Source organism: Pseudomonas sp. D8002 (genome assembly GCF_013385695.1).
Classification (GTDB): domain Bacteria; phylum Pseudomonadota; class Gammaproteobacteria; order Pseudomonadales; family Pseudomonadaceae; genus Aquipseudomonas.
Genome location: NZ_JACAPM010000071.1, coordinates 1 through 24,662, shown reverse-complemented (window position 1 = coordinate 24,662; position 24,662 = coordinate 1). Strand labels below are relative to the sequence as shown.

At 65.3% G+C, this 24,662-nt stretch carries 2 protein-coding genes; both read right to left on the bottom strand.

The window, feature by feature from the left end:
* Nucleotides 1–52: 52 nt before the first annotated feature.
* Entirely contained in the window at nucleotides 53–11,470 is an 11,418-nt protein-coding gene (locus HX807_RS31060; protein WP_177052145.1) for a non-ribosomal peptide synthetase, read from the bottom strand.
* Nucleotides 11,467–24,390, bottom strand: a complete 12,924-nt coding sequence (locus HX807_RS31055; protein WP_177052143.1) for a non-ribosomal peptide synthetase — start codon at nucleotides 24,388–24,390, stop codon at nucleotides 11,467–11,469. The genes HX807_RS31060 and HX807_RS31055 overlap by 4 nt, the downstream gene beginning before the upstream one ends.
* Between the last annotated feature and the right edge of the window lie 272 nt (nucleotides 24,391–24,662).

Genomic DNA, 24,662 nt, shown 5'->3' with positions numbered 1-24,662 from the left:
CTGTAAGAGCGGAACCCTAAGTGGCCGTTACCGCAGCAACGGATATGTACACTCACGAAACCCGCTCCCCAACCACAACCCCATCCCGCCACCAAGCCGCCAAACTAAAGACGTTCGGCGCCTTGAGCAGCGAAAAATGATTCCCCGGCCCATACCAAACCTCCAACACCCCCACGCACCCGCGCCACCCCTCAACCATCAACCCCTGCTCCCGCTGATTACCCGCCGCATCGAGGGTCGGATCCTCCGCCAACACCAACCGCACCACCCCCTCATACCGCCGACCAGGCCGATAAACCGTGCGCAACGCCGAGGCATACGTGCGCGCCGGCCCATCCATCGCCTCCACCGAAGACCGCGCAGGCAACAACCCAACCCCCACCATCCCCCCATGCAACAACCTTCGCTGCTCCACTTCATCGCGCCCGGCAAAATCCACCGCATCAATCCCAAGCGACTTACCCGAAGCCACCTGCATCGACTCCACCAACCGCAACAACGCCGCCGTCGTGGTATAGGGCCGGCCCACCACCCCATTGCCCCCGGGCGCCTCGCTGTCGATCAACGTCAACGACGCCACCTCACGCCCCTGAGCCTGCAACCGCGTGGCCATCTCGAACACCACCCAACCGCCAAACGAATGCCCCACCAAATGCACTGGCCCCGAAGGACATTCCTGCTCCAGGGCCTGCAAATAACAGCGCGCCGCCGCCTCAACCTGGCTATGGGGCACCACCTCCCCATCCAGCCCACGGGGCTGCAAGCCAAAGATCGGCCAGTCCCGTCCCAACGCCTCGGTCAACCCTACAAACCCCGTCACGCTATCCCCCGCCCCCGGCACACAGAAGATCGGTGCCTGCCCGGCGCGACCACTCTGGATCCGCAACAACGGCTGATGCACCGCCACCGCCGGCGCCTCACTCAACGCCAGGGCCTCAACCATCGCCTGCCCCAGCGCCTGGATATGCGGTGCCTGCATCATGCTCTGGTGATCCCCCGGCACCTCAATGCGGCGCAATTGCCCCACGGCCAGTGCCTCATCCCATCCCAAATCCAGGCTGCGCCGCGAGAGTTCCGTCGGCCGCTCGGCGGCGCTGAACAAGTGCACCGCCAGCGGCATCGGGAACAGGCTGTAATGCGCCAACGCATGCCCATGCCCGACTTCCCGCTGGATAAAACTCAACAGGTCCGCGTCCGAAGCCGCCGCCATCTGCGCGTACAACAAATGCCGATCGCGGCAGCGTTGCAGCAAACCCGCAAAGTCCAGCTGTCCAATGTCCGCTTCCAGTTGCTCAAGGCTCGCCAACTCATCCACACCTCCCTGTGCCTTCCAATACGCCGTGCACTGCAACAGCAAATGCCGCTTGAGGGCATCCGGCCCGCTCCAGCGCGCTTTGCCCTGGTCGGTCATGCGCGGCACGTAGCTGTCGATCAACCCGAGGAATGCCACCGGTTCGTCCAGCCCCTGCAGTTGCATCGCCACTTCATAGGCCAACACCCCGCCGAACGACCAACCCGCCAGCCGATACGGCCCATGGGGCTGCACCGAGCGGATGATCCCCACCAGCCGCGCCGCCAGGCCTTCCATGGTCTGCAACTGCACCTCGCCAAGGGGCGTACCGGGCAGGCCATAGATCGGGTAGTCCCCCGGCAGGTGCCGGCCCAGCGCCGGGAAATACACGTCCATGCCGCTGAACTCATGCACCAGGAACAACGGCGGCTGGCTGCCGCTGGCGCGTACGGTGATCAGCGAGCTGTTGTCCTCCCGCGCCGTGCGCTGACCGAGCATCGAGGCAACCGAGGCCACGCTGGCGTGCTGGAACAGCTCGGCCAACGACACCTCAAGCCCCGCCTCTTCCATCAGGTTGACCAGCCGGATCGCCAGCAACGAATGGCCGCCCAGTTCAAAGAAACTGTCATGGCGACCGACCTGCTCCAGCCGCAACACCTCGGCCCAGAGGCGTGCCAGGGTCTGTTCCAGCTCGTTCGCCGGCGCCTCGAACACGCGGCTCGCCGATGCCTCCAGCGCGGGCACCGGCAAAGCCTTGCGGTCGACCTTGCCGTTGGCTGTCAGGGGCATTTTTTCCAGCGGTACATAGGCCGATGGCACCATGTAGTCCGGCAGGTGCTGCAGCAGATGACTGCGCAACCCTTCGATGGCCAGCGGCTCGCCGGTGTAGTACGCCACCAGGCGCTTGTCCCCCGGCGCATCTTCTCGTGCCAGCACCACCACATCCTTGATGCCGCTGCAGGTGGCCAGGCGTGCTTCGATCTCGCCCAACTCGATGCGGAAGCCGCGGATCTTCACCTGGTCGTCATTACGCCCGATGCACTCCAGCAGTCCGTCCGCCGACCAGCGCCCAAGGTCGCCGGTGCGGTACAACAAGCCATCGCCAAACGGATCATCGACAAACTTCTCGGCCGTCAGCTCCGGCCGGTTCAGGTACCCCTTGGCCACGCCATGCCCGCCAATGCAGATTTCCCCGACCACGCCCAGCGGCACCGGCTGCAAGTGCGCATCCAGCAGGTGGATTTGCGTGTTGGCAATCGGCCTGCCGATCGGCACGCTTTCGGCATCGGCGGCGATGGCCTGCACTTCATGCGTGGTGGCGTAAGTGGTGGTTTCCGTCGGGCCGTAGCAATGCACCAGCCGCAGTGCCGGCGCCTGGGCCAGCAGGCTGCGGAACGCCGCCGGGTCGGCCCGTTCGCCGCCGCACAACAGGATGCGCAGCCCGGCCAACGCGTCGGGAATCAATTGCACGTACTGGTTGAACAGCGCAGTGGTGACGAACAGGATCGTCGCCCCGCCCGCCTTCAGTGCCCGGCCAAACGCGCCGGGGTCGAGCAAGGTCGCATGGTCGATCACCAGCACCTGGCCGCCGTTGAGCAAGGGGCCCCACACGTCCATGGTGCTCGCGTCGAACGCCGGGTTGGAAGCGAACGTCACGCGGTCATGGGCGTTGAAATCGGCGTAGCCGTTATTGATCACCAGCCGCGTGATGCCCCGGTGCGGTACCAGCACGCCTTTGGGAGTGCCGGTGGAGCCGGAGGTGTACATGATGTACGCCACGCGCTCCGAGGACTGCGACAGGTCCGGGTTGTGGCTCGGTTGCGGGTCCAGCGCCAGGGTGTCGAGGTCGATACGTCGGGCTGGGTAAGCGACAGGCTCGCTGCTGTGGGTCAACAGCCACACCGCGCCACTGTCCTGCACCATAAAGGCCTGGCGCTCGGCCGGGGCGTTGATGTCCAGCGGCACGTAGGCCGCCGCGCATTTGAGGATTGCCAGTTGGCTGAGCAACAGGTCAATCGAGCGCGGCAACAGGATCGCCACATGGTCGCCGGGCTGCACGCCCAGGTTGCGCAGGTGGTGCGCCAACTGGTTGGCTCGGGTGTTCAGCGCGCCGTAACTCAGGGTGTGTTCACCATGCACCACTGCGATAGCACCCGGGCGTGCCTGGGCCTGGGCTTCGAACAAACGCTGCACCGTATGTTCGTGAGGGAATTCGCGCTGGGTGGCGTTGAATTCCATCCGCAGTTTTTCACGCTCCGCCGCCGGCAGAATCGACAGTTGGCTGATTGAGCCCCCTGCATTCTGTTCCAGGGCCTGCACCAGTTGCTCCAGGGCAACATGCAGGTACTCGCAGAGGCGTGGCGCGCCCTGCCCCATGGCGTCAAAGCCAAACCCGTCGCCCAGGTCATCGACACTCAGGGACAGCGCAAAGTTGGTACGTTCCTCGGCCTTGAGCACCTGCATGCCCTGCCACGCCTCGGCTACGCCGCCAGCGTGCGGGGCGCTGTGGCGATAGTTGAACAGCACGCTGAACAGCGGCGTATTGGCCGGCAGCCCGCTGCAACGCTGGGCCAGGGCCAGTGGCGCATGTTCGTGACTGAGCAACCGGGTCAGGCTTGCGTGGGTTGCCATCAGCGCTGCGTGCACCGTGCGCTCACCCAGGTCGACCCGCAGCGGCAAGGTGTTGATGAACACGCCCAAGGCACGTTCGGCGCCTTCGCCGCCTTGCAGCCGGCCCAGCAATACGGTGCCGAACACCACCTGCTCGCGGCCGGAAACCTTGCCCAGCACCTGCGCCCAGGCCAGGTGCATCAGGCTCGCAGCACTCACCCCAAGCTGCCGTGCCAGGGTGCGCAGGCGCCCGTTCAACAGCGGGTCGACGCGCAAATGTGCCTGTTGCGCTTCACCCGGTGCACTCAATGCCAGCGTCGGCTCATCGACCTCCCCGAGCATCTCGCGGAAGAACGCTTCGTGCTCTTCCTCGCGCATGCCCAACCGCGTCTGCGCCACATAATTGCGATACGGCACCGCCGCACCCAATTGCTCGCGCCGGCCGAGCAAGCACGCCTGCATCTCGTGCTGCAGCACCTCCAGCGCAACGTGGTCCATCACCAGATGATGGAACAGCAACAACGCAACCACCCGCTGGTTGGCCGGGTCCTCGGCGTACACCAGGCGCATCAGCGGTGCCTGAGCCAAGTTCAGCCGATGCTGTTCGAAGCGCACCTGCAATTGCGCCAGCACATCGCCCGCCAGTTGAATCGGCTCAACCCGCAGCGAAGCCTGGCGCCACACCACCTGCACCGGTTCTTCCAGCCCGTCCCAGTGCATCGACGAGCGCAGGATATCCTGCCGCTCGATCACCGCCTGCAACGCCTGGGCAAACGCTTCAAGGCGCTCGACGCTGGCGAAGGCAAACTGCGCCTGCAACAGGTACGCGTCACCCTGTTGCACTGCGCGATGGTGATACAGGATCCCGGCCTGCAACGGCGCCAGCGGGTAGATATCCTGCACGTTGGCCGCGCCGCCGGGAATGCTCGCGACAAGGCGGTCGATGGCGGGTTGCTTCAAGTTCACCAGCGTCAGCATGTCCGGGGTGATCCGCGTGCAATCCGCGGCAATCCCATTGGCCGGCACCACCACTTCGCGACCACCACCCACGGCAGCCGCCAAGGCTGCAAGGGTGGGTTGACCAAACAACACTTTCACATCCGCCGACAACCCGACCCGACGCATGCGGCCGATCAGGCTGGCGGCCAGCAGCGAATGGCCGCCCAGCTCGAAGAAATGGTCGTGCCGACCCACACGCTCCACCTTGAGCAAATCCGCCCAGAGGCCGGCCAGGGTGATTTCGGTTTCCCCCACAGGCGCGACGTACTCCCGGGCGCTCACCGATTCCAGGCCTGGCGCCGGCAGTGCCTTGCGGTCGAGCTTGCCATTGGGACTCAGGGGCAAGGCGTCCAGGTGCATGAAGGTGGCCGGTACCATGTAGTCCGGCAGGTGTTCCAGCAAATGGCTGCGCAAAGCGTCGATTTGCGCCGGCACGCCGGTGTAGTAAGCCACCAGCCGTGAATCGCGGGCGACCACGGCGGCTTCGTTGATCTGCGGGTATTGCAGCAGTCGCGCCTGAATCTCACCCAGCTCGATGCGCAGCCCACGGATTTTCACCTGGTCATCGTTGCGGCCCAAATACTCGATAGTGCCGTCCGGCAGGTAGCGCCCGACGTCGCCGGTGCGGTACATCCGGCCCGCGCTGAACGGGTCCTTGAGGAAGCGCTCGGCCGTCAGCTCAGGACGGTGCAGGTAACCCCGGGCCACTTGCACACCGCCGATGAACAGCTCGCCCACCACACCCAATGGAACAGGCTGCAACTGCCCGTCCAGCAGGTACATGCGGGTGTTGGCAATCGGCTTGCCGATGGGGGTGTTGTCCGGCGTGACGGGCCCGGCGCAATCCCACGCCGTCACGTCCACCGCCGCTTCCGTCGGGCCATAAAGGTTGTACAAACCGATGCCCGGCAACTGCTGTTTGAAGCGGCGCACCAGGCTGCCTGGCAACGCTTCACCACTGCACATCACCCGCACCAGCCCGGCGCTCTGGCTGACGTCGCCGTGGGCCAGGAACACATCGAGCATCGATGGCACAAAGTGCAGCGTGGTGATCTGCTCCGCCTCGATCACCTCACACAGGTAGGCCGGGTCTTTATGCCCGCCAGGACGCGCCATCACCAACCGCGCGCCGGTGAACAGCGGCCAGAAGAACTCCCACACCGACACGTCGAAGCTGAACGGGGTTTTCTGCAACACCCTGTCCTGGGCAGTCAGTCCGTACTCGTCCTGCATCCACAGCAGGCGGTTGACCACGCCCGCGTGCTCGTTGATCACGCCTTTCGGTTGGCCGGTAGAACCCGAGGTGTAGATCACGTAGGCCTGATGCTGCGCGGTCAGCCCATCCACTCGTGGGTTGGACGTTGATTGGTGCTGCCAGGTGTTCCGGTCCAGGTCCACCAGCGGCACCGTGACGTCGCCCAGCAACGAACGGGTTTCGCCCTGCACCAGCACGGCGGCCGGGGCGCTGTCCTTGAGCATGTAGGCGATACGTTCCAGCGGATACGCCGGGTCCAGCGGCACATAACCGCCGCCCGCCTTGAGGATTGCGAACAGGCCGATGACCATCTCCAGGCCGCGCTCGACGCAAATCGCCACCCGCGAATCCGGCTGTACACCCAGCTCCCGCAGATGGTGCGCCAACTGATTGGCCCGTTCGTTCAGCTCGCGATAGCTCAGGCACTCCGAGCCTGCCTTCACCGCAAGCGCATCCGGCGTTCTCGCCACCTGGGCTTCGAACATACCGTGCAGCGTCTGGTCGAGGTTGTAATCCACTGTGGTGTTATTGAAGTCGAACAGCAGATGCTGGCGCTCCTGATCGTCCAGCAAGTCAGCCTGCTCCAGCACCGCCTGATCGTTATCCACCATGGCCTGCAGCACGCGGGTGAAATAGCCGACATAGCGTTGCATGGTCGACTCGTCGAACAACGCGATGGCGTATTCCAGGGTGCCGCGAATTTCGCCCCGGGTCTCGCCGAGGTTCAGGGACAGGTCGAACTTGGCAAAGTGACTGTCCTCCACAATGCCTTCAAGGCTCAGGTCGCCGAGGGCCAGCACCGGCGCGTCACTGTCCTGCCAGGTCAACATCGTCTGGAACAGCGGGCTATGGGCCAGGCTGCGCAATGGCCGGGTGATTTCCACCACCTGCTCAAACGGCAGATCCTGATGAGCCTGGGCGTCCAGCGCCAGCCCCTTGACCCGCGCCAGCAGCGCCTCGGCGCTCAGTTCGCCCGAGGTATCAATGCGCACTGCCAGGGTGTTGACGAACAACCCGATCAGGCCTTCCACCTCGGCCCGCTGGCGGTTGGCGACCGGCGAGCCGATCACCACTTCCTCCTGCCCGGCCAAACGCGCGAGCAACGAGGCCCACGCCGTCATCATCACCATGTACAGCGTGGTGCCGTGGCGCTGGCTGAGGGCCTTGAGCCCGGCGGTCAGGCGCTCATCCAGGTGCACGTCGACGCTGCTGCCGGCGTAGTCCTGCGGGGCCGGGCGTGGACGGTCGGTCGGCAACATCAGCAACGCCGGCGCACCGGCCAGGGTGTGTTGCCAGTAGCTGCTCTGGCGATGCAGCACTTCGCCGCTCAGCCACAGGCGCTGCCATACGGCAAAGTCGCTGTACTGGATCGGCAACGGCGGCAGTGGGTCAGCCTCACCGTGGCTGAACGCCTGGTACAGCGCCATCAGTTCGCGGGTCAGCACGCCCATGGACCAGCCATCGGACACAATGTGGTGGATAGTCAGCAGCAACACGTGGTGATCGTCGGCCATGATCACCAGGCGCCCGCGCAACAGCGGGCCGCGCTGCAAATCAAAAGGCGCCGAGGCTTCGCCCTGGATCAACGCGTCCAGCACCTGCTGTGCTTCGGGGTGGCGACGCAAGTCCTGGACTTGCAGGGGCATCACTTCTTCAGGCGGCACGATCAGCACCTGGGCGTCGTCATCCTGCTGGGCAAACCGGCTGCGCAAGGTCTCATGCCGCGCGACGATCCGCGCCAGGGCCCGTTGCAGCGCGTCGACGTGCAACTGCCCGCGCAGGCGCAGGCCGATGGGAATGTTGTAGGCGGTGTTGGCGCCCTCCATCAGCGCCAGGAACCACAGGCGTTGCTGGGCAAACGACAACGGCAACTCCGTGTCCCGCGCCGCCGGCAGGATATCCGGCAAGGTGCTGCGCCCGGCCTGGGCCACGACCTGCGCCACCGCCGCCAGTTCGGCATTGGCGAACAGTTCGCCCAGTGCCAGGTCGACCCCCAGTTGCTGGCGAACCTGGGACACCATGCGCATGGCCAGCAACGAATGGCCGCCCAACTCAAAGAAATGATCCTGGCGCCCAACACGTTCCACTTGCAACACATCGGCCCAGATCTGCGCGAGGACGGTTTCGATATCGTTATGAGGCGCCTCGTATTCGCGAGTGAAGACGGCGGCCAGGTCCGGCTTTGGCAGGGCCTTGCGGTCCAGTTTGCCGTTGGCAGTCAGGGGCAACGCATCGAGTTTCACGTAGGCCACCGGGACCATGTAGTCCGGCAGGTGCGCCACCAGGTGGGCGCGAATCGCGCCCACTTCAAGCGGTTCGAATTGCGGGTTTTCGGTGAAGTAAGCCACCAGCCGTGGCTGGCCCGGTTGGTCTTCACGGGCCAGCACCACCACTTCCTGAAGGCCAGGCAGCTGGTTGAGGCGGGTTTCGATTTCCCCCAGTTCGATGCGCACACCGCGGATTTTCACCTGGTCGTCGTTGCGGCCCAGGTACTCGATATTTCCGTCCGGCAACCAGCGCGCCAGGTCGCCGGTGCGGTACATGCGGCCCGAATTGAATGGGTCATCCAGGAAACGTTCGGCGGTCATTTCCGGGCGATTGAGGTAACCCCGCGCCACGCCCTTGCCGCCCACGTACAGTTCACCGGCAACCCCCAAGGGCACCGGGCGCTGCTGTTCGTCCAGCAGGTAAACCGTGGCATTGGCGATGGGTTTGCCGATGTGCAACGGCTGCCCGGGCTCGATCCGCCCGGAGGTGGCGACCACCGTGGCTTCCGTGGGGCCGTAGTTGTTGATCACCTCGAAACGCTGGGCCCGGGTGAACTGGCGCAGGCGGTCGCCGCCAATCAGCAAGGTGCGCAGGGTCGGGTGCTCGATGTTCTGGCTGAACGCATATTCGGCCACCGGCGTGGGCAGGAAACACACGTCCAGCGGTTGTGCGCGCCACCAGTCCAGCAGCGCGTCGATATCTTCAGCGCCGTCGTGGGCCGGCGGCAGGTGCAAGGTGGCCCCCACGCACAGTGCCGGCCAGACTTCCCAGGCCATCGCGTCAAAGCCAAACCCGGCAACGCTCGCGGTGTGGCGGCCTGCGCACAGGTCAAACGCGATGCAGTGCCAGTCCACCAGGTTGGCCACGGTGTGATGTTCCACCATCACGCCCTTGGGCAGGCCGGTGGAGCCGGAGGTGTAGATCACGTAGGCCAGGTTGGTGGGCGTGACGGCCACCTGCGGGTTGCTCGCCGAATGGTGGTGCCAGGTAAAACGGTCCAGGTTGATCACCGGCACATCGAGCGCGGGCAGGCGCTCCAGCAGTGCATGCTGGGTCAGTACCGCGACCGGGGCGCTGTCGCCGAGCAGGTAGCTCAGGCGCTCGGCCGGGTGCGACGGGTCCACCGGCACATAGCAGGCGCCGGACTTGAGGATCGCCAGCAACCCGGCCAGGGTGTCCAGCCCGCGCCGGGCAACGATGGCCACGCGATCGTCGGGTTTTACCCCCAGCGCCAGCAGGTGATGGGCCAGCAGGTTGGCTTGTTGATTCAACTCGGCGTAGGTCAGCTGGCGGCCTTGATACACCGCGGCCACCGCGTCCGGGGTCAGCAGGGTTTGGGCCTCGATACGCCCATGCAGGGTGGTGCCTTGCGGGAAGTCGATGGCTGTCGCGTTGAACTGCTCCAGCAAGTGCCGCTGCTCCGCCTCGGGCAACACCGACAAGCGATTCAAGGGGGTCTCGGGTGCCTGTTCCAGCGCCTGTACCAAATTCTCCAGGGCAGTTTGCAGATAAGCGCACACCCGCTGAGGATCAACCTGGGCACTGGCCAACAGGCTCAGGCTGAAGTCTTCGCCCAGGTCGTCGACGCTCAGGGTCAACGGGTAGTTGGTGCGTTCCTCGGAGCGCAACGCTTGAATACCCTGCCAGGCCGAGACCGCTTCGGCGCTCGCGCCGCCTGCGCTATGGCGGTAGTTGAGCAACGCGCTGAACAGCGGCGTCGGCGCCACTACACCGCTGCAACGCTGGGCCAGGGCCAGCGCCGCGTGTTCGTGACGCAGCAAGGTGGTCAGCCGGGCATGGGTCGCCTTGACCCCGGTGCGCACGTCTTCGGCGCCTACATCCACCCGCAACGGCAAGGTGTTGATAAAGATCCCCAGGGCACGGTCGGTGTCGTGGCTGCCCTGCATGCGGCCCATCAGCACCGTGCCGAACACCACCTGTTCCTTGCCCGCCAGCACTCCCAGCACCTGGGCCCAGCCCATGTGGAACAGGCTCGCGGCGCTGACGCCCAACTGCCGGGCCTGGGCGCGCAAGCGCCGGCTCAACTGCGGGGCCAGCGGCAGGCTGATCTCCTGGATGTTGTCGCCGTCGCCCTGCACATCCTGCAGGCCGTAGGGCAAGGTCGGCTCGCTGATGTCGCCGAGCATCTGCCGGAAGAACTCTTCGTGCTCCTGCTCGCTGATGCCCAGGCGCGCCTGGGCGACATAGTTACGAAACGGCACCGCCTGGCCCAGTTCAGCCGCCCTGCCCAGCAGGCAGGCTTGCATCTCGTGGCAGACCACTTCCAGCGCGCTGTGGTCCAGGGCCATGTGGTGGAACAACAGCATCGCCACCACCCGTTGGCCGGCTTCATCCCAGGCCCGCACCAGGCGCAGCAGCGGCGCGCGGGTCACGTCCATGCGGTAGTGGCGGCCATCGAACAGGCGATGCAACTGGGCGGCGATATCGCCGTCTGCCGGGTCCAGTTCAATCGCCTGCACCGGCAGGCGCGCCGTGCGCCAGACCACTTGCGACGGTTCTTCCAGGCCTTCCCAGACCACGCCGGTCCGCAGGATGTCGTGACGGTCGATCACCTGTTGCAAGGCCAGGGCAAAGCCCTCGAAACGCTCAAGGCTGTCGAAGGCAAACAGCGACTGCATGATGTACGGGTCGCCGTGCTCGGCACTCACATGGTGGTAGAGGATGCCCTCCTGCAACGGTGCCAGCGGGTAGATGTCCTGCACATTGGCGACGCCACCCTCGACGGTCTCGAGGATACGGTCGATGGACGCCTGGCTGAGGGTCGACAGGCTCAGCATCTGCGGGGTAATCGAGGAAGCGCCCGGTGGAATGCCATTGGCCGGCACCTGCACCTCACCGGCCTTGGTGGCCGAGTACTCCCCGGCCTTGATCAGCTCGATCAGCGCCGGCTTGTGTTCGCGCAGCGAGGCCACCAGTGCCGCGTCGCTCAGGGCCTGCTTGTTGCCTTGCACCGACAACTGATCGCCCTTGAGCGCCAGTTGCACATCCTTGGCCTTGAGTGTCGCCAACAGTTCGATGATGCTCACAGGACGATCTCCATTCGTTCGGTAATTGCGGCGTAGCCGGCCAGGGTCGGCTGTTCGAACAGGCCCCGCACATCGGCTTCCATGCCTTCCTGACGCAAGCGTCCGATCAAGCTGACGGCCAGCAACGAGTGCCCGCCCAGCTCGAAAAAGTTGTCGTGACGCCCGACCCGCTCCACCTTCAGCAGCTCGGCCCACAGCCGCGCCAGGGTGATTTCGGTAGCGCCCACCGGGGCTTCGTACTCGCGCACGATCAGTGATTCCACACCCGGCGTAGGCAAGGCCTTGCGGTCGAGCTTGCCGTTGGGGCTCAGGGGCAGAGCGTCCAGATACACGAATACCGCAGGCACCATGAAGTCCGGCAAACGCGCCAGCAGGTGCGTCCGCAGTTGTTCGATATCGGCTGGCACGCCGGTGTAGTACGCCACCAGGCGTTCGTCGCGGGCCAACACGGCCGCTTCCTTCACCTGTGGGTACTCGGTCAGCCGCGCCTGGATTTCTCCGAGTTCAATACGCAGGCCACGGATTTTTACCTGGTCGTCATTACGGCCCAGGTACTCGATATTGCCATCCGGCAGGTAGCGCCCGACGTCACCGGTGCGGTACATCCGGCCTGGGTTGAACGGGTCCTTGAGGAAGCGCTCGGCCGTCAGTTCGGGACGGTGCAGGTAACCGCGAGCCACTTGCACACCGGCGATAAACAGCTCGCCCACCACGCCCAGCGGCACCGGTTGCAACCGGGCATCCAGCAGGTACATGCGGGTGTTGGCAATCGGCTTGCCGATAGGCGTGTTGTCCGGCACCACGGGCCTGGCGCAGTTCCAGGCGGTCACGTCCACTGCGGCTTCCGTCGGGCCATAGAGGTTGTACAGGCCGATGCCGGGCAATTGCTGCTTGAAGCGCCGCACCAGGCTGCCGGGCAAGGCTTCGCCGCTGCACATCACCCGCAGCAGCCCGGCGCCCTGGCTGACATCACCGTGGGCCAGGAACACATCGAGCATCGACGGCACGAAGTGCAAGGTGGTGATCTGTTCTGCCGCGATCACCTCGCACAGGTAAGCCGGCTCCTTGTGCCCGCCGGGGCGTGCCATGACCAGCCGCGCACCGGTGAACAGGGGCCAGAAGAACTCCCACACCGACACATCGAAGCTGAACGGGGTTTTCTGCAGTACCGCATCAGTGGCGTTCAGGCCGTAGGCGTCCTGCATCCACAACAAGCGGTTGACCACACCCGCGTGCTCGTTGATCACGCCCTTGGGTTGGCCGGTGGAGCCGGAGGTGTAGATCACGTAGGCCTGGTGCTGCGCGGTCAACCCGGGAACCTGTGGGTTGGACACCGGCTGGTGCGCCCAGGTGTTCTGGTCAAGATCCACCACCGGCACCGTCACGTCGCCCAGCAACGAACGGGTAGCGCCCTGCACCAGCAGCGCCGCGGGCTGGCTGTCTTGCAGCATGTAGACGAGGCGATCCAGCGGGTACGCCGGGTCCAGCGGCACATAACCACCGCCGGCCTTGAGGATCGCAAACAGACCGATGACCATCTCCAGTCCACGCTCGACGCAAATCGCCACCCGCGCATCCGGCTGCACGCCCAGTTCCCGCAGGTGGTGCGCCAGTTGGTTGGCGCGCTGGTTCAGCTCGGCATAGGTCAGGCATTGCTCACCCGCCTTCACCGCCAATGCATCCGGCGTGCGCTCGACCTGAGCCTCGAACAGGCCGTGCAGGGTCTGCGCCAGGTCGTAGTCAACCTCGGTGGCATTGAAATCAAACAGCAGCTGCTGACGCTCTGCATCCCCCAGGATCGGCAGGTGGTCAAGGGCCTGGTGCGGCGCGTGCTCCAGGGCCTCCACCAACTGGGTCAACGCCATCTGCATATAACCGCAGACCCGTTGTGCGCCTACCTGGGCCGGGGTCAACGCGGTGAAGTCATAACCATCACCCAGGTCATCGACGTTCAGGGTCAACGGATAGTTGGTGCGCCCGTCATTGGTCAGGGTCTGCATGCCTTCCCAGGCGTGCTGCGCGTCCTGTGAACGGGTGGCGCCGCCCCGGTGGCGATAATTGAGCATCGAGCTGAACAGCGGCAGCGGCGCCGCCACCCCGCTGCAACGCTGGGCCAGGGCCAGGGAAGCATGTTCATGGCCCAGCAGCGCGGTGAGCCGGGCATGGGTGCTGCGCACGCTGTCGCGCACGCCTTGCCCGTCGATATCCAGGCGCAATGGCAGGGTGTTGATGAACACGCCAAGGGCCCGGTCCGCGCCCTCGCCGCCCTGCATCCGGCCGACCAGCACCGTGCCAAACACCACATTCGGCTTGCCCGACGTCACCGCCAACACCTGCGCCCATGCCAGGTGGAACAGGCTCGCGGTGCTCACGCCCAGCAGGCGTGCCTGGGCCCTGAGGCGCCGGCTGAGGGCAGCGTCCAGGTGATGCGTGAATTCTTCGATATCCCGACCATCGCCCTGCACATCCTGCAAGCCAAACGGCAGCGTCGGCTCGTGGATATCGCCAAGCATCTCGCGGAAGAACCCTTCATGTTCCTGCTCGCTGACACCCAGTCGCGCCTGCGCCACGTAGTTGCGATAAGGCATCGGCGCGGACTGCGGTGCGGGGTGCCCCAGCAGGTAGCCCTGCATTTCCCGCAGCACCACGTCGAACGCGGTGTGGTCCAGCACGATGTGGTGATACAGCAGCACCGCCACCACCCGCTGATTGGCCGGGTCGTTGGCGTACATCAGGCGGATCAGCGGCGCCTGGGCGATGTCCAGCCGGTAGCGCCGGGCGTCGAAACGCTGATGCAGGCCGGCCAGCACATCACCGTCCAGATGCAGCGCTTCGACCGTCAATCGAGCCTTGCGCCACACCACTTGCACCGGCTGCGCCAAGCCTTCCCAGACCACACCGGTACGCAGGATGTCGTGGCGGTCGATCACCTGCTGCAAGGCCTGGGCGAAGCTGTCCAGGCGCGCCTGGGTATCGAATGCCAGGTGCGATTGCAGCAGGTACGGATCGCCCTGCTCCGCCGTGATGTAGTGGTAAAGAATGCCTTCCTGTAACGGTGCCAGCGGGTAAATATCCTGCACATTGGCGGCGCCACCCGGCACGCTGGCGACGATCTGGTCGATCATCGGCTGATCCAGCTCCACCAATGGCAGCATCGAGGGCGTGATGCGCGGGCAATCGGCGGCGATGGCATTCACCGGCACCACCACTTCCCGGCCACTGCCCACTGCCGCTGCCAATGCCGCCAGCGTCGGCTGGCTGAACAGCACCCGCACATCGGCGCTGAGGCCGGCCTGGCGCATGCGCTCGATCAGGCTTACCGCCAGCAAGGAATGGCCGCCCAGCTCGAAGAAGTGGTCATGGCGGCCCACTTGCTCCACCTGCAACACCTCGGCCCAGATCCGCGCCAGGGTGGTCTCGACTTCGCCGCGTGGGGCTTCATATTCCCGGCTGAGCACGGCGGCCTGATCCGGTGCCGGCAGCGCCTTGCGGTCAAGCTTGCCGTTGGCGGTCAACGGCCAGCTGTCGAGTTTGACGTAGGCCACCGGCACCATGGCCTCGGGCAGTTGGCTGTGCAGCTCGGCGCGCAGGGTTTCGATAACCAGCGGTTTTTGTTCGGTGAACCAGGCCACCAGGCGGCCGTCGCGCACCAGCACCACGGCTTCCTTGACGCCGTCGACGGCGGCCAGGCGGGTTTCGATTTCTCCCAGCTCGACGCGCACGCCCCGGACTTTTACCTGGTCGTCGTTGCGGCCCAGATATTCAATGTTGCCATCCGGCAGCCAGCGCGCCAGGTCGCCGGTGCGGTACATGCGGCCCGGGTTGAACGGGTCATCGAGGAATCGCTCGGCGGTCAGGTCCGGGCGATTCAGGTAGCCGCGGGCCACGCCGCGGCCGCCTACATACAGCTCACCGGCCACACCCACCGGCACCGGCCGTTGTTGTGCATCCAGCAGGTACACCGTGGCATTGGCCATCGGCTTGCCGATATGCAGCGGCTGGCCGGCGCGCACCCGGCCAGAGGTGGCGACCACCGTGGCTTCGGTGGGGCCGTAGTTGTTGATCACCGCGAAACGTCGCTCATGGCTGAACTGGCGCAGGCGATCACCGCCGATCAACAGGGTGCGCAGGCTTGGGTGCTCAAGGTCCTGGCTGAACGCGTACTCGGCCACCGGGGTGGGCAGGAAGCTCACGTCCAGCGGCTGGGCCAGCCACCAGGCCAGCAGTTCGTCGATGTTTTCATTGCCGACATGGGCCGGTGGCAGGTGCAAGGTCGCCCCCACGCACAATGCCGGCCAGACTTCCCAGGCCATGGCATCGAAACCGAAGCCGGCCACGCTGCTGGTGTGGCTGCCGGCCTGCAGGTCGAAGGCTTCACAGTGCCAATGCACCAGGTTTTCCACGGTGCGGTGTTCCACCATCACGCCTTTGGGCTGGCCGGTGGAGCCGGAGGTGTAGATCACATAGGCGAGGTTCGCCGGGGTCAGGCTGGCGACGTGGGGATTGGTGCCGTCGGGATAGGCGCCATGCAGATCGACGATGGCGATATCACCGAGCACGCCACGGGTGCTCTCTTCGGCCAGGACCGCGACCGGTGCGCTGTCTTGCAGCAGGTAAGCGATGCGCTCGGCCGGATAGGCCGGGTCTACCGGGACGTAGGCCGCGCCCGCCTTGAGAATCGCCAGCAGGCCCGCCAGCATCTGCGGGCCGCGTCGGCAGCAGATCGCCACACGGTCGTCGGGCTGTACGCCCAGCGCCAGCAAGTGATGGGCCAATTGGTTGGCGCGTTGGTTGAGCTGTTGGTACGTCAGGTGCTGGCCGTCCTGGCTCACGGCAATCGCCTGCGGCAGGCGCAGGGCCTGGGCTTCGAAAGCGCCGTGCAGGGTCTGCCCTTGCGGGTAGTCGCGGGCGGTGGCGTTGAAGCTGCGCAGCAGGTGTTCGCGTTCGCGGGCAGGCAGTACCGGCAACTGATGCAGCGGCGTTTGCGGCGCGTGCTCAAGGGCCTCCACCAGTTGCTCCAGCGCACTGTGCATGGAGTCGCACAGGCGCTGCGCGCCGATGGATTCCAGCGCCAGTACCGTCAGGCCGAAGCCTGTGCCAAGGTCGTCCACACTCAGGGTCAGCGGGTAGTTGCTGCGCTCTTCGCCGCCGAGCAACTGCACGCCTTCCCAGATACCGTGGCCGTCGCGGGCCATTTCGCCCGGGGTGCTGTGGCGGTAGTTGAGCAAGGCACTGAACAACGGCATCGAGGTCGGCACGCCGCTGCACCGCTGGGCCAGCGCCAGGGACGCATGCTCATGGCCCAGCAAGGCACTGAGCCGGGCGTGGGTCGCCTTGACGCCGGCACGTACCGCGTCGGCACCCACCTCCACCCGCAGCGGCAAGGTGTTGATGAACATGCCCAATGCCCGGTCGGCACCTTCGCCGGCTTGCATGCGGCCCATCAATACGGTGCCGAACACCACGTCCTGACGGCCCGACACCAGCCCGAGGACCTGGGCCCACGCGAGGTGCATCAGGCTCGCAGCGCTGACCCCCAGTTGCCGCGCCTGTTCACGAACCCGCAGCGCCAGCCCTGCATCGACGGGCAATTCGGCCTCTTCGATATCCCGGCCATCGCCCTGCACATCCTGCACGCCGAAGGGCAGCGTGGGCTCGTCGACATCGGCGAGCATTTCGCGGAAGAACTGCTCGTGTTCCTGGGCGCTGACACCCAGGCGAGCCTGGGCCACGTAGTGACGGAACGGTGCGGCGGCCGGCAAGTCATCGGCCTGGTTGAACAGGAACGCCCGCATTTCCTGGCCGACCACTTCCATGGCCGTGTGGTCCAGTGCCAGGTGATGGAACAGCAGGATCGCCGCGACCCGCTGGTTGGCCGGGTCCTGCGCATACACCATGCGCAGCAGCGGCGCCTGGGTGATATCCAGGCGATAGTGGCGGGCATCAAAACGCGCGTGCAGTTGTTCGATCACATCACCATCGGCCGGGTCCAGCGGGATGTTCTGCACCACCAGTTCGGCCTGGCGCCACACCACTTGCACCGGGCTGTCCAAGCCTTCCCACACCACGCTGGTGCGCAGGATATCGTGGCGCGCCACGACCTTTTGCAGCGCGCCCATGAAGGCCTGCAAACGCTCGACGCTGTCAAACGCCATGCGCGATTGCAGCAGGTAGGGGTCACCCTGTTCGGCGCTGATGTGGTGGTAGAGGATGCCTTCCTGCAACGGCGCCAGCGGGTAGATATCCTGCACGTTGGCCGCACCGCCGGGCACCGTCGCCACGATGCGGTCGATGGCCGGCTGGTCCAGCTTGACCAGGGTCAGCATCGACGGCGTGATGTGCTCGCAGCCAGGCGCAATGCCGTTGGCCGGCACCACGATTTCCCGGCCACTGCCCACCGCCGCCGCCAGCGCCGCCAGGCTTGGCTGGTTGAACAGCACCCGCACATCGGCGCTCAGGCCGGCCTGGCGCATGCGCTCGATCAGGCTTACCGCCAGCAACGAATGGCCGCCGAGTTCAAAGAAGTGGTCAAAGCGCCCGACACGCTCGACCTTCAGCACGTCCTGCCAGATCTGCGCCAGCAGGGTTTCCACCTCGCCTTCGGGCGCTTCGAAACCACGGCTGAGCAGCGACGCCTGATCCGGCGCAGGCAGGCCCTTGCGGTCCAGCTTGCCATTCGCGGTCAGCGGCAACAGTTCCAACCAGACATAGGCCGACGGCACCATGTAGTCCGGCAGCCGGCTTTGCAGGTGCGCTCGCAACGCTTCAATACTCAGCGGCGCCTGGGCGGTGTAGTAAGCCACCAGGCGCTTGTCGCCGGGCTCATCTTCACGGGCCAGCACCACCGTGTCTTTCACGCCGGAATAGCTGGCGAGGCAGCTTTCGATTTCACCGGGCTCGATACGGAAACCCCGGATTTTCAGCTGATGGTCGTTGCGGCCCTGGTACAGCAAGGTGCCGTCCGCCTGCCAGCTCGCCAGGTCGCCGGTGCGGTACAGCAGCCCATCGCCGAACGGGTCGACGATAAATTTCTCGGCGGTCAATTGCGGCTGGTTCAGGTAACCCTTGGCCACACCCGCGCCACCGATGTACAGCTCGCCAACCACGCCCAGCGCCACCGGCTGCTGCCGTGCATCCAGCACGTAGGCGCGGCTGTTGCCAATCGGTCGACCAATCGGAATACCGCCCTCACCCACCGACTTGATCTCGAAGGTGGTGGAAAACGTCGTGGCTTCGGTGGGGCCATAGCCATTCAGCAGGTGCTGCGGCGCGCCGTGCTCAAGCACCCGGGCGATCACCTGCGGGTCGAGCACATCGCCGCCGACGATCAGGTAGCGCAGTTGCCGGAACATCGGCATCAACCCATCGGCGTACTGATGGAACAGCCCGGCGGTCATCCACAACACGCTGACGGATTGCTCCTGCAACAGGGCGCCAAACGCGGCCTGGGACAGCAATGTGGCATGCTCGACCACCACCACGCAGCCGCCGTTGAGCAACGGCGCCCACACATCGAGGGTGCTGGCGTCGAACGCCGGGTTCGAGGCGAAGGCCACCCGGTCGCGGAGATTGAAGTCGGCATAACCGTTGTTGATCACCAATCGAGAGACGGCGCGATGGGGCACCTGCACACCCTTGGGCGCGCCGGTTGAGCCGGAGGTGTACATGATGTACGCCACGCTTTCGGCAGACTGGGACAGGTTCGGATTATGGGCCGGCTGATTGTCGAGGTTCAGCCCGTCGAGATCACGCAGCACCTGCCCGGCATGACTGTCCTGCACCATGAACGCCTGGCGTTCGTCCGGCGCATTGATGTCCAGCGGCACGTACACCGCCGCGCACTTGAGGATGGCCAGTTGGCTGACCAGCAGGTCGATGGAACGTGGCAGCGCGATGGCCACGCTGTCGCCCGGTTTTACACCCTGGTCGATCAAATAGTGGGCCAGGCGATTGGCCCGCAGGTTGAGTTCGCGGTACGTCAGCGACACGTCGCCGTGTACCACCGCCAGCGCGTCGGGGCTGGTCAGGACGCCGGCTTCGAAGATCCCGTGCACGGTGTGCGCAGCCGGGTAGGCGCGAGCAGTGGCGTTGAAATCCACCAGCACTTGATGCCGCTCGGCGGGTGGCAGGATCGACACTTGATGCAGCGGTGTGGTCGGCGCCTGTTGCAGTGCCGTGGCCAGGTTGCGCAAGGCGCTGAGCATGTAGTCGCCGACGCGCCGCACATCCACCTCCGCCACGCCTTGCACGGTCAAGGCAAAGCCTGCGCCGAGGTCGTCGACGTTCAGCACCAGCGGGTAGTTGCTGCGCTCCTCGGAACTGAGGATTTCGATCCCTGCGTCGGCGAACGGGCTGGCGCCCGGCGCTTCACCCGGCGCGCTGTGGCGGTAGTTGAGCAAGGTGCTGAACAACGGCAGCGCACCGGACACGCCACTGCATCGCTGGGCCAGGGACAAGGAGGCATGTTCATGCCCCAGCAACTGTGCCAGCCGCGCATGGGTGGCGCGCACGCCAGCCTGCACGCCCACCGCGCCGACACTGACCCGCAACGGCAAGGTATTGATGAACATCCCCAGCGCCCGGTCGGCGCCCTCGCCGCCGTGCAACCGGCCCAGCAGCACGGTGCCGAAGACCACGTCGTCCTGGCCCGAGACCTGGCCGAGGACCTGGGCCCACGCCAGGTGCACCAGGCTTGCGGCACTCACCCCCAGTTGCCGGGCCTGCTCGCGAAGGCCCAGGCTGAGGGCCGGTTCCAATGCCACGTGCGCTTCGCGCACACCGCTGCCGTCGCGGTTCACGTCCTGCAAGCCGAAGGCCAGGGTCGGCTCGTCGATGTCGCCGAGCATTTCGCTGAAGAACGCCTCATGCTGCGCAGCGCTCACACCGAGGCGCGCCTGGGCCACGTAGTTGCGGTACTGCACGGCGTCGGGCAGCAAGCAGGTTTCGCCTGCAAGGCTCGCGCTCATTTCCTCCACCAGCACCTGCAACGCGGTGTGGTCCAGCAGGATGTGGTGCAGCAGCAGGATGCCGACGTAACGGCCCTGATCCTCGGCGTAGGCAAACCGCATCAACGAGGCGCGGGACAGGTCGAGGCGGTAGTGGCGTGGGTCGAAGCGTTCCTGCAGTTGCGCCAATACGGCACTGAAAGGATCGGCTTCAACCTGCTCAACCACCAGCAGCGCCTGGCGCAAGACCACCTGTACCGGCTCGTCCAGGCCTTCCCAGACAATCCCGGTACGCAGGATATCGTTGCGCTCGATCACACTTTGCAGCGCACGGATAAACGCCTCGACCGGCTCATGGCCGCTGAAGCTGAACTGCACCTGCAACACGTAGGGATCGCCTTCGGTGGTTGCCAGGTGGTGGTAGAGGATGCCGGCCTGCAACGGGGCCAGGCCGTAGATGTCCTGTACGTTGGCGATGCCGCCGGGGACACTGGCGATGATATGGTCGATGGCCTGCTGGTCGAGATTCACCAGCGGCAGCATGTCCGGGGTGATGTGCCGCGTCGCTTCGCCGATCAGGTTGGCCGGGACCTGCACTTCATGTTGCCCGCCCACCGCAGCGGCCAGCGCAGCCAGGGTCGGCTGGCCGAACAGCACCCGCACATCGGCGCTCAGCTCGAGCTGGCGCATGCGCTCGATCAGCTTGACCGCCAGCAACGAATGGCCGCCCAGCTCGAAAAAGTTGTCCTGGCGCCCGACCCGGTCGACCTTGAGCAGGTCTTGCCAGAGATTCGCGATCGCGGCTTCCACCGCGCCTTGTGGCGCTTCATAACCACGACGGGCCAGGGCATCGGCGTCCGGTGCCGGCAAGGCCTTGCGGTCGAGCTTGCCGTTGGTGGTAAGCGGGAACGCGTCGAGCAGCACAAAGGCGCTGGGCACCATGTACTCGGCGAGGGACAGCAGCAGGTGGTCACGCAGCTCAGCGGCAGTGGGCGTGTGTTCAGGCTGGGCAATCACGTAGGCCACCAGGCGCTTGTCGCCCGGTTCGTCTTCGCGGGCAATCACCACGGCTTCGCGCACACCTTCGCAGGTGGCCAGGCGTGCTTCGATTTCCCCCAGTTCGATACGGAAACCGCGAATCTTCACCTGGTCGTCGTTGCGCCCCAGGTACTCGACACTGCCGTCGGCCAGCATCCGGCCGAGGTCACCGGTCTTGTACAGGCGCAGGCCGGTTGCGGGATCCGTCAGAAAACGTTCGGCCGTCAGCTCATCGCGGTTGAGATAACCCCGCGCCACGCCGGCACCGCCGACGTACAACTCCCCGACTACGCCGCTCGGCACCGGTTCGCGGCGGGCGTCCAGCACATACAGTTGCAAGTCGGGAATGCGCACGCCAATCGGGCTCACGCCCACCCGCTGTGCATCCGCCGCCTCCAGGGCATGGTAGGTCACGTGCACGGTGGTTTCGGTGATGCCATACATGTTGACCAACCGCGTACCGGCGTTGGTCACCCGGGCGTACCACGGCTTGAGAATCCCCGGTTCCAGGGCTTCACCGCCGAAGATCACCTGGCGCAGCGAGTGCAGTTGCTGGCTGCGGCCCTGTGCCGCGATCAACTGGCGGAACGCGCTCGGCGTCTGGTTGAGAATACTGACGCCGGCTTCGCACAGCAGTGCGTAACACTCGTCCGGCGAGCGGCTGACCAGCTGCGGCACCACCAGCAACTGCCCGCCATGCATCAGCGCGCCCCAGATCTCCCACACCGAGAAGTCGAAGGCAAACGAGTGGAACAGCGCCCAGGTGTCATTGGCGTTGAACTTGAACCAGTGCTCGGTGGCGCTGAACAGTCGCGCGACGTTGCGGTGTTCGATCATCACGCCCTTGGGCAGGCCGGTGGAGCCGGAGGTGTAGATCACATAGGCCAGGCTGGACGCGCTGATTGCAACGTTGGGGTTGACGATGGGCTCGTGCTGCAGGCTGTTGAGGTCGATCGACGTGACGTCGCCCACCAAGTGGCGGGTGTCGTCCTGCACCAGCACCGCCAGCGGCGCGCTGTCTTTCAGGGTGTAGGCGATACGGTCCAGCGGGTAGGCCGGATCGATCGGCACATAACCCGCCCCAGCCTTGAGAATCCCCAGCAGGCCAATGATCATTTCCAGCCCGCGTTCGACACAGATCGCCACCCGGTCGTCGGGGCGGATGCCATGCTTGAGCAGGCAATGCGCAACCTGGTTGGCGCGCTCGTTCAGCTCGCGGTAGCTCAGGTGTTCGTGTTCAAAGCGCAGCGCGATGGCTTCGGGATGGCTGGCGGCATGAGCTTCGACTTGCTGGTGGATCAGGGCTGAATCGGCGTAGTGCTGGGTGCTGGCGTTAAGGCCATGCAGCAGATGCTGGCGTTCGGCGGCAGGCAGGATGCCCAGGTTGTGCAACGGTGCATCTGGCGTTTGTTCCAGGGCCAGCACCAGGTTTTCCAGGGCGGTGTGCAGGTAACCGGCAATGCGCGTCGCGCCGATGGAGGCGTCCACCATCACGGTAAAGGCAAAGCCTTCGCCCAGGTCATCGACGTTGACCGTCAGCGGGTAGTTGGTGCGTTCTTCGGCGCCCAACACCTGGATGCCTTCGGCGATGTCGATCACCGCCTGGGTGTCCGAGGCATCGCTGTGACGGTAATTGAGGATGGCACTGAACAACGGCGTGGGTGCGGCCACACCGCTGCAACGCTGGGCCAGGGCCAGGGAGGCGTGTTCGTGATCGAGCAGTTCGGTCAGGCGCTTGTGGGTGGTGTGCACGGCGGCGCGCACGCCTTGTTCGCCTACATCCACCCGCAGCGGCAGGGTATTGATGAACATGCCCAGGGCCTGGTCGGCACCCTCGCCCGCGCCCATGCGGCCGAGCATCACGCTGCCAAATACCACGGCTTCGCGAGCCGAGACCTTGCCCAGCACCTGGGCCAGCGCCAGGTGCATCACACTGGCGGGACTGACACCCAACGGTCTCGCCTGGGCCCTTAGACGGCGACTTAGATCGCCGTCGACGGCAATGCGGGTTTCGTCGATGCCATGCCCGTCACCCTGCACATCCTGCAGGCCGAACGGCAGGGTTGGCTCGTCGATATCGGCGAGCATCTCGCGGAAGAACGCTTCGTGAGCCTGTTCGCTGACGCCATGGCGGACCTGGGCGATGTAGTTGCGAAACGGCACCGGTGCACTGGCGTGTTCGGTCTGGCCGGCGAGGTGCAGCTGGATCTCCCGGCGCACTACGTCGAGGGCGGTGTGGTCGAGGATGGTGTGGTGGAACAGCAGCATGGCGACCACACGCTGGTTGCGCGGGTCTTCGGCGAACACCAGGCGCAGCAGCGGTGCCTGGCCGAGGTCCATGCGGTAGTTGCGGGCGTCGTAGAGGGCTTGCAGTTGGGTCAGTACATCGCCGTCGAGGCGGGCTTCTTCGCAGGCCAGCGAGGCCTTGCGCCAGACGACTTGCAGGGGTTCGTCGAGGCGATCCCAGGCCATCGAGGTGCGCAGGATATCGTGGCGGTCGATGACCCATTGCAAGGCCTGGGCGAAGGTTTCAAGACGGGCACGGCTGTCGAACACGAACTGGGCGTGCAGCACGTAGGGGTCGCCCTGGTGCGCTGACAGATGGTGGTAGAGCATGCCTTCCTGGAGCGGCGCCAAGGGGTAGATATCTTGCACATTCGCCGCCCCGCCGGGGATCGCGGCGACGATGCGGTCGATGGCGGGTTGGTCGAGGTTGACCAGGGGCAGCATGTCCGGGGTGATGCGATAGGCCGGGCTGAGCCAGTCGCCGCCGTGTTGGGCGACGAGGTCGAGCAATTGGGGTTTGTGGGCGATCAGTTGGTCCCATAGGGCGTCATCCAGCGCGTCGTCGTCACCCAGGATGATCAGGTCGCCTTCGTCCATTTGCAGGCGGATCGGGTGGGTGGAAAGAGCTGCCAGTAATTTGCTGAACTGCATGGGGTAACCTGCTTTTTTGAGTCGGATACGGTTGAGGAGAAAGTCCGTTTTCAGCTGTCGCGTAAGTGCCTGGGAGGCCCGGTTTAAAGCGCGGGCGCAGTCGTGGGCCGGGAGGCTTCCCGCAGGGTTGGGAAATTAGAGGATTCGGGGGGTGGGGGGTGACATGGGAAGCGGGGACAAAGCGGCTGGCGTGGGGGAACTTTCGTATTTGTTGGATGGGGGGCATATCCGTTATTTGGGTGATGGCTTCGATTGGTTCCGCTCTTACAGCG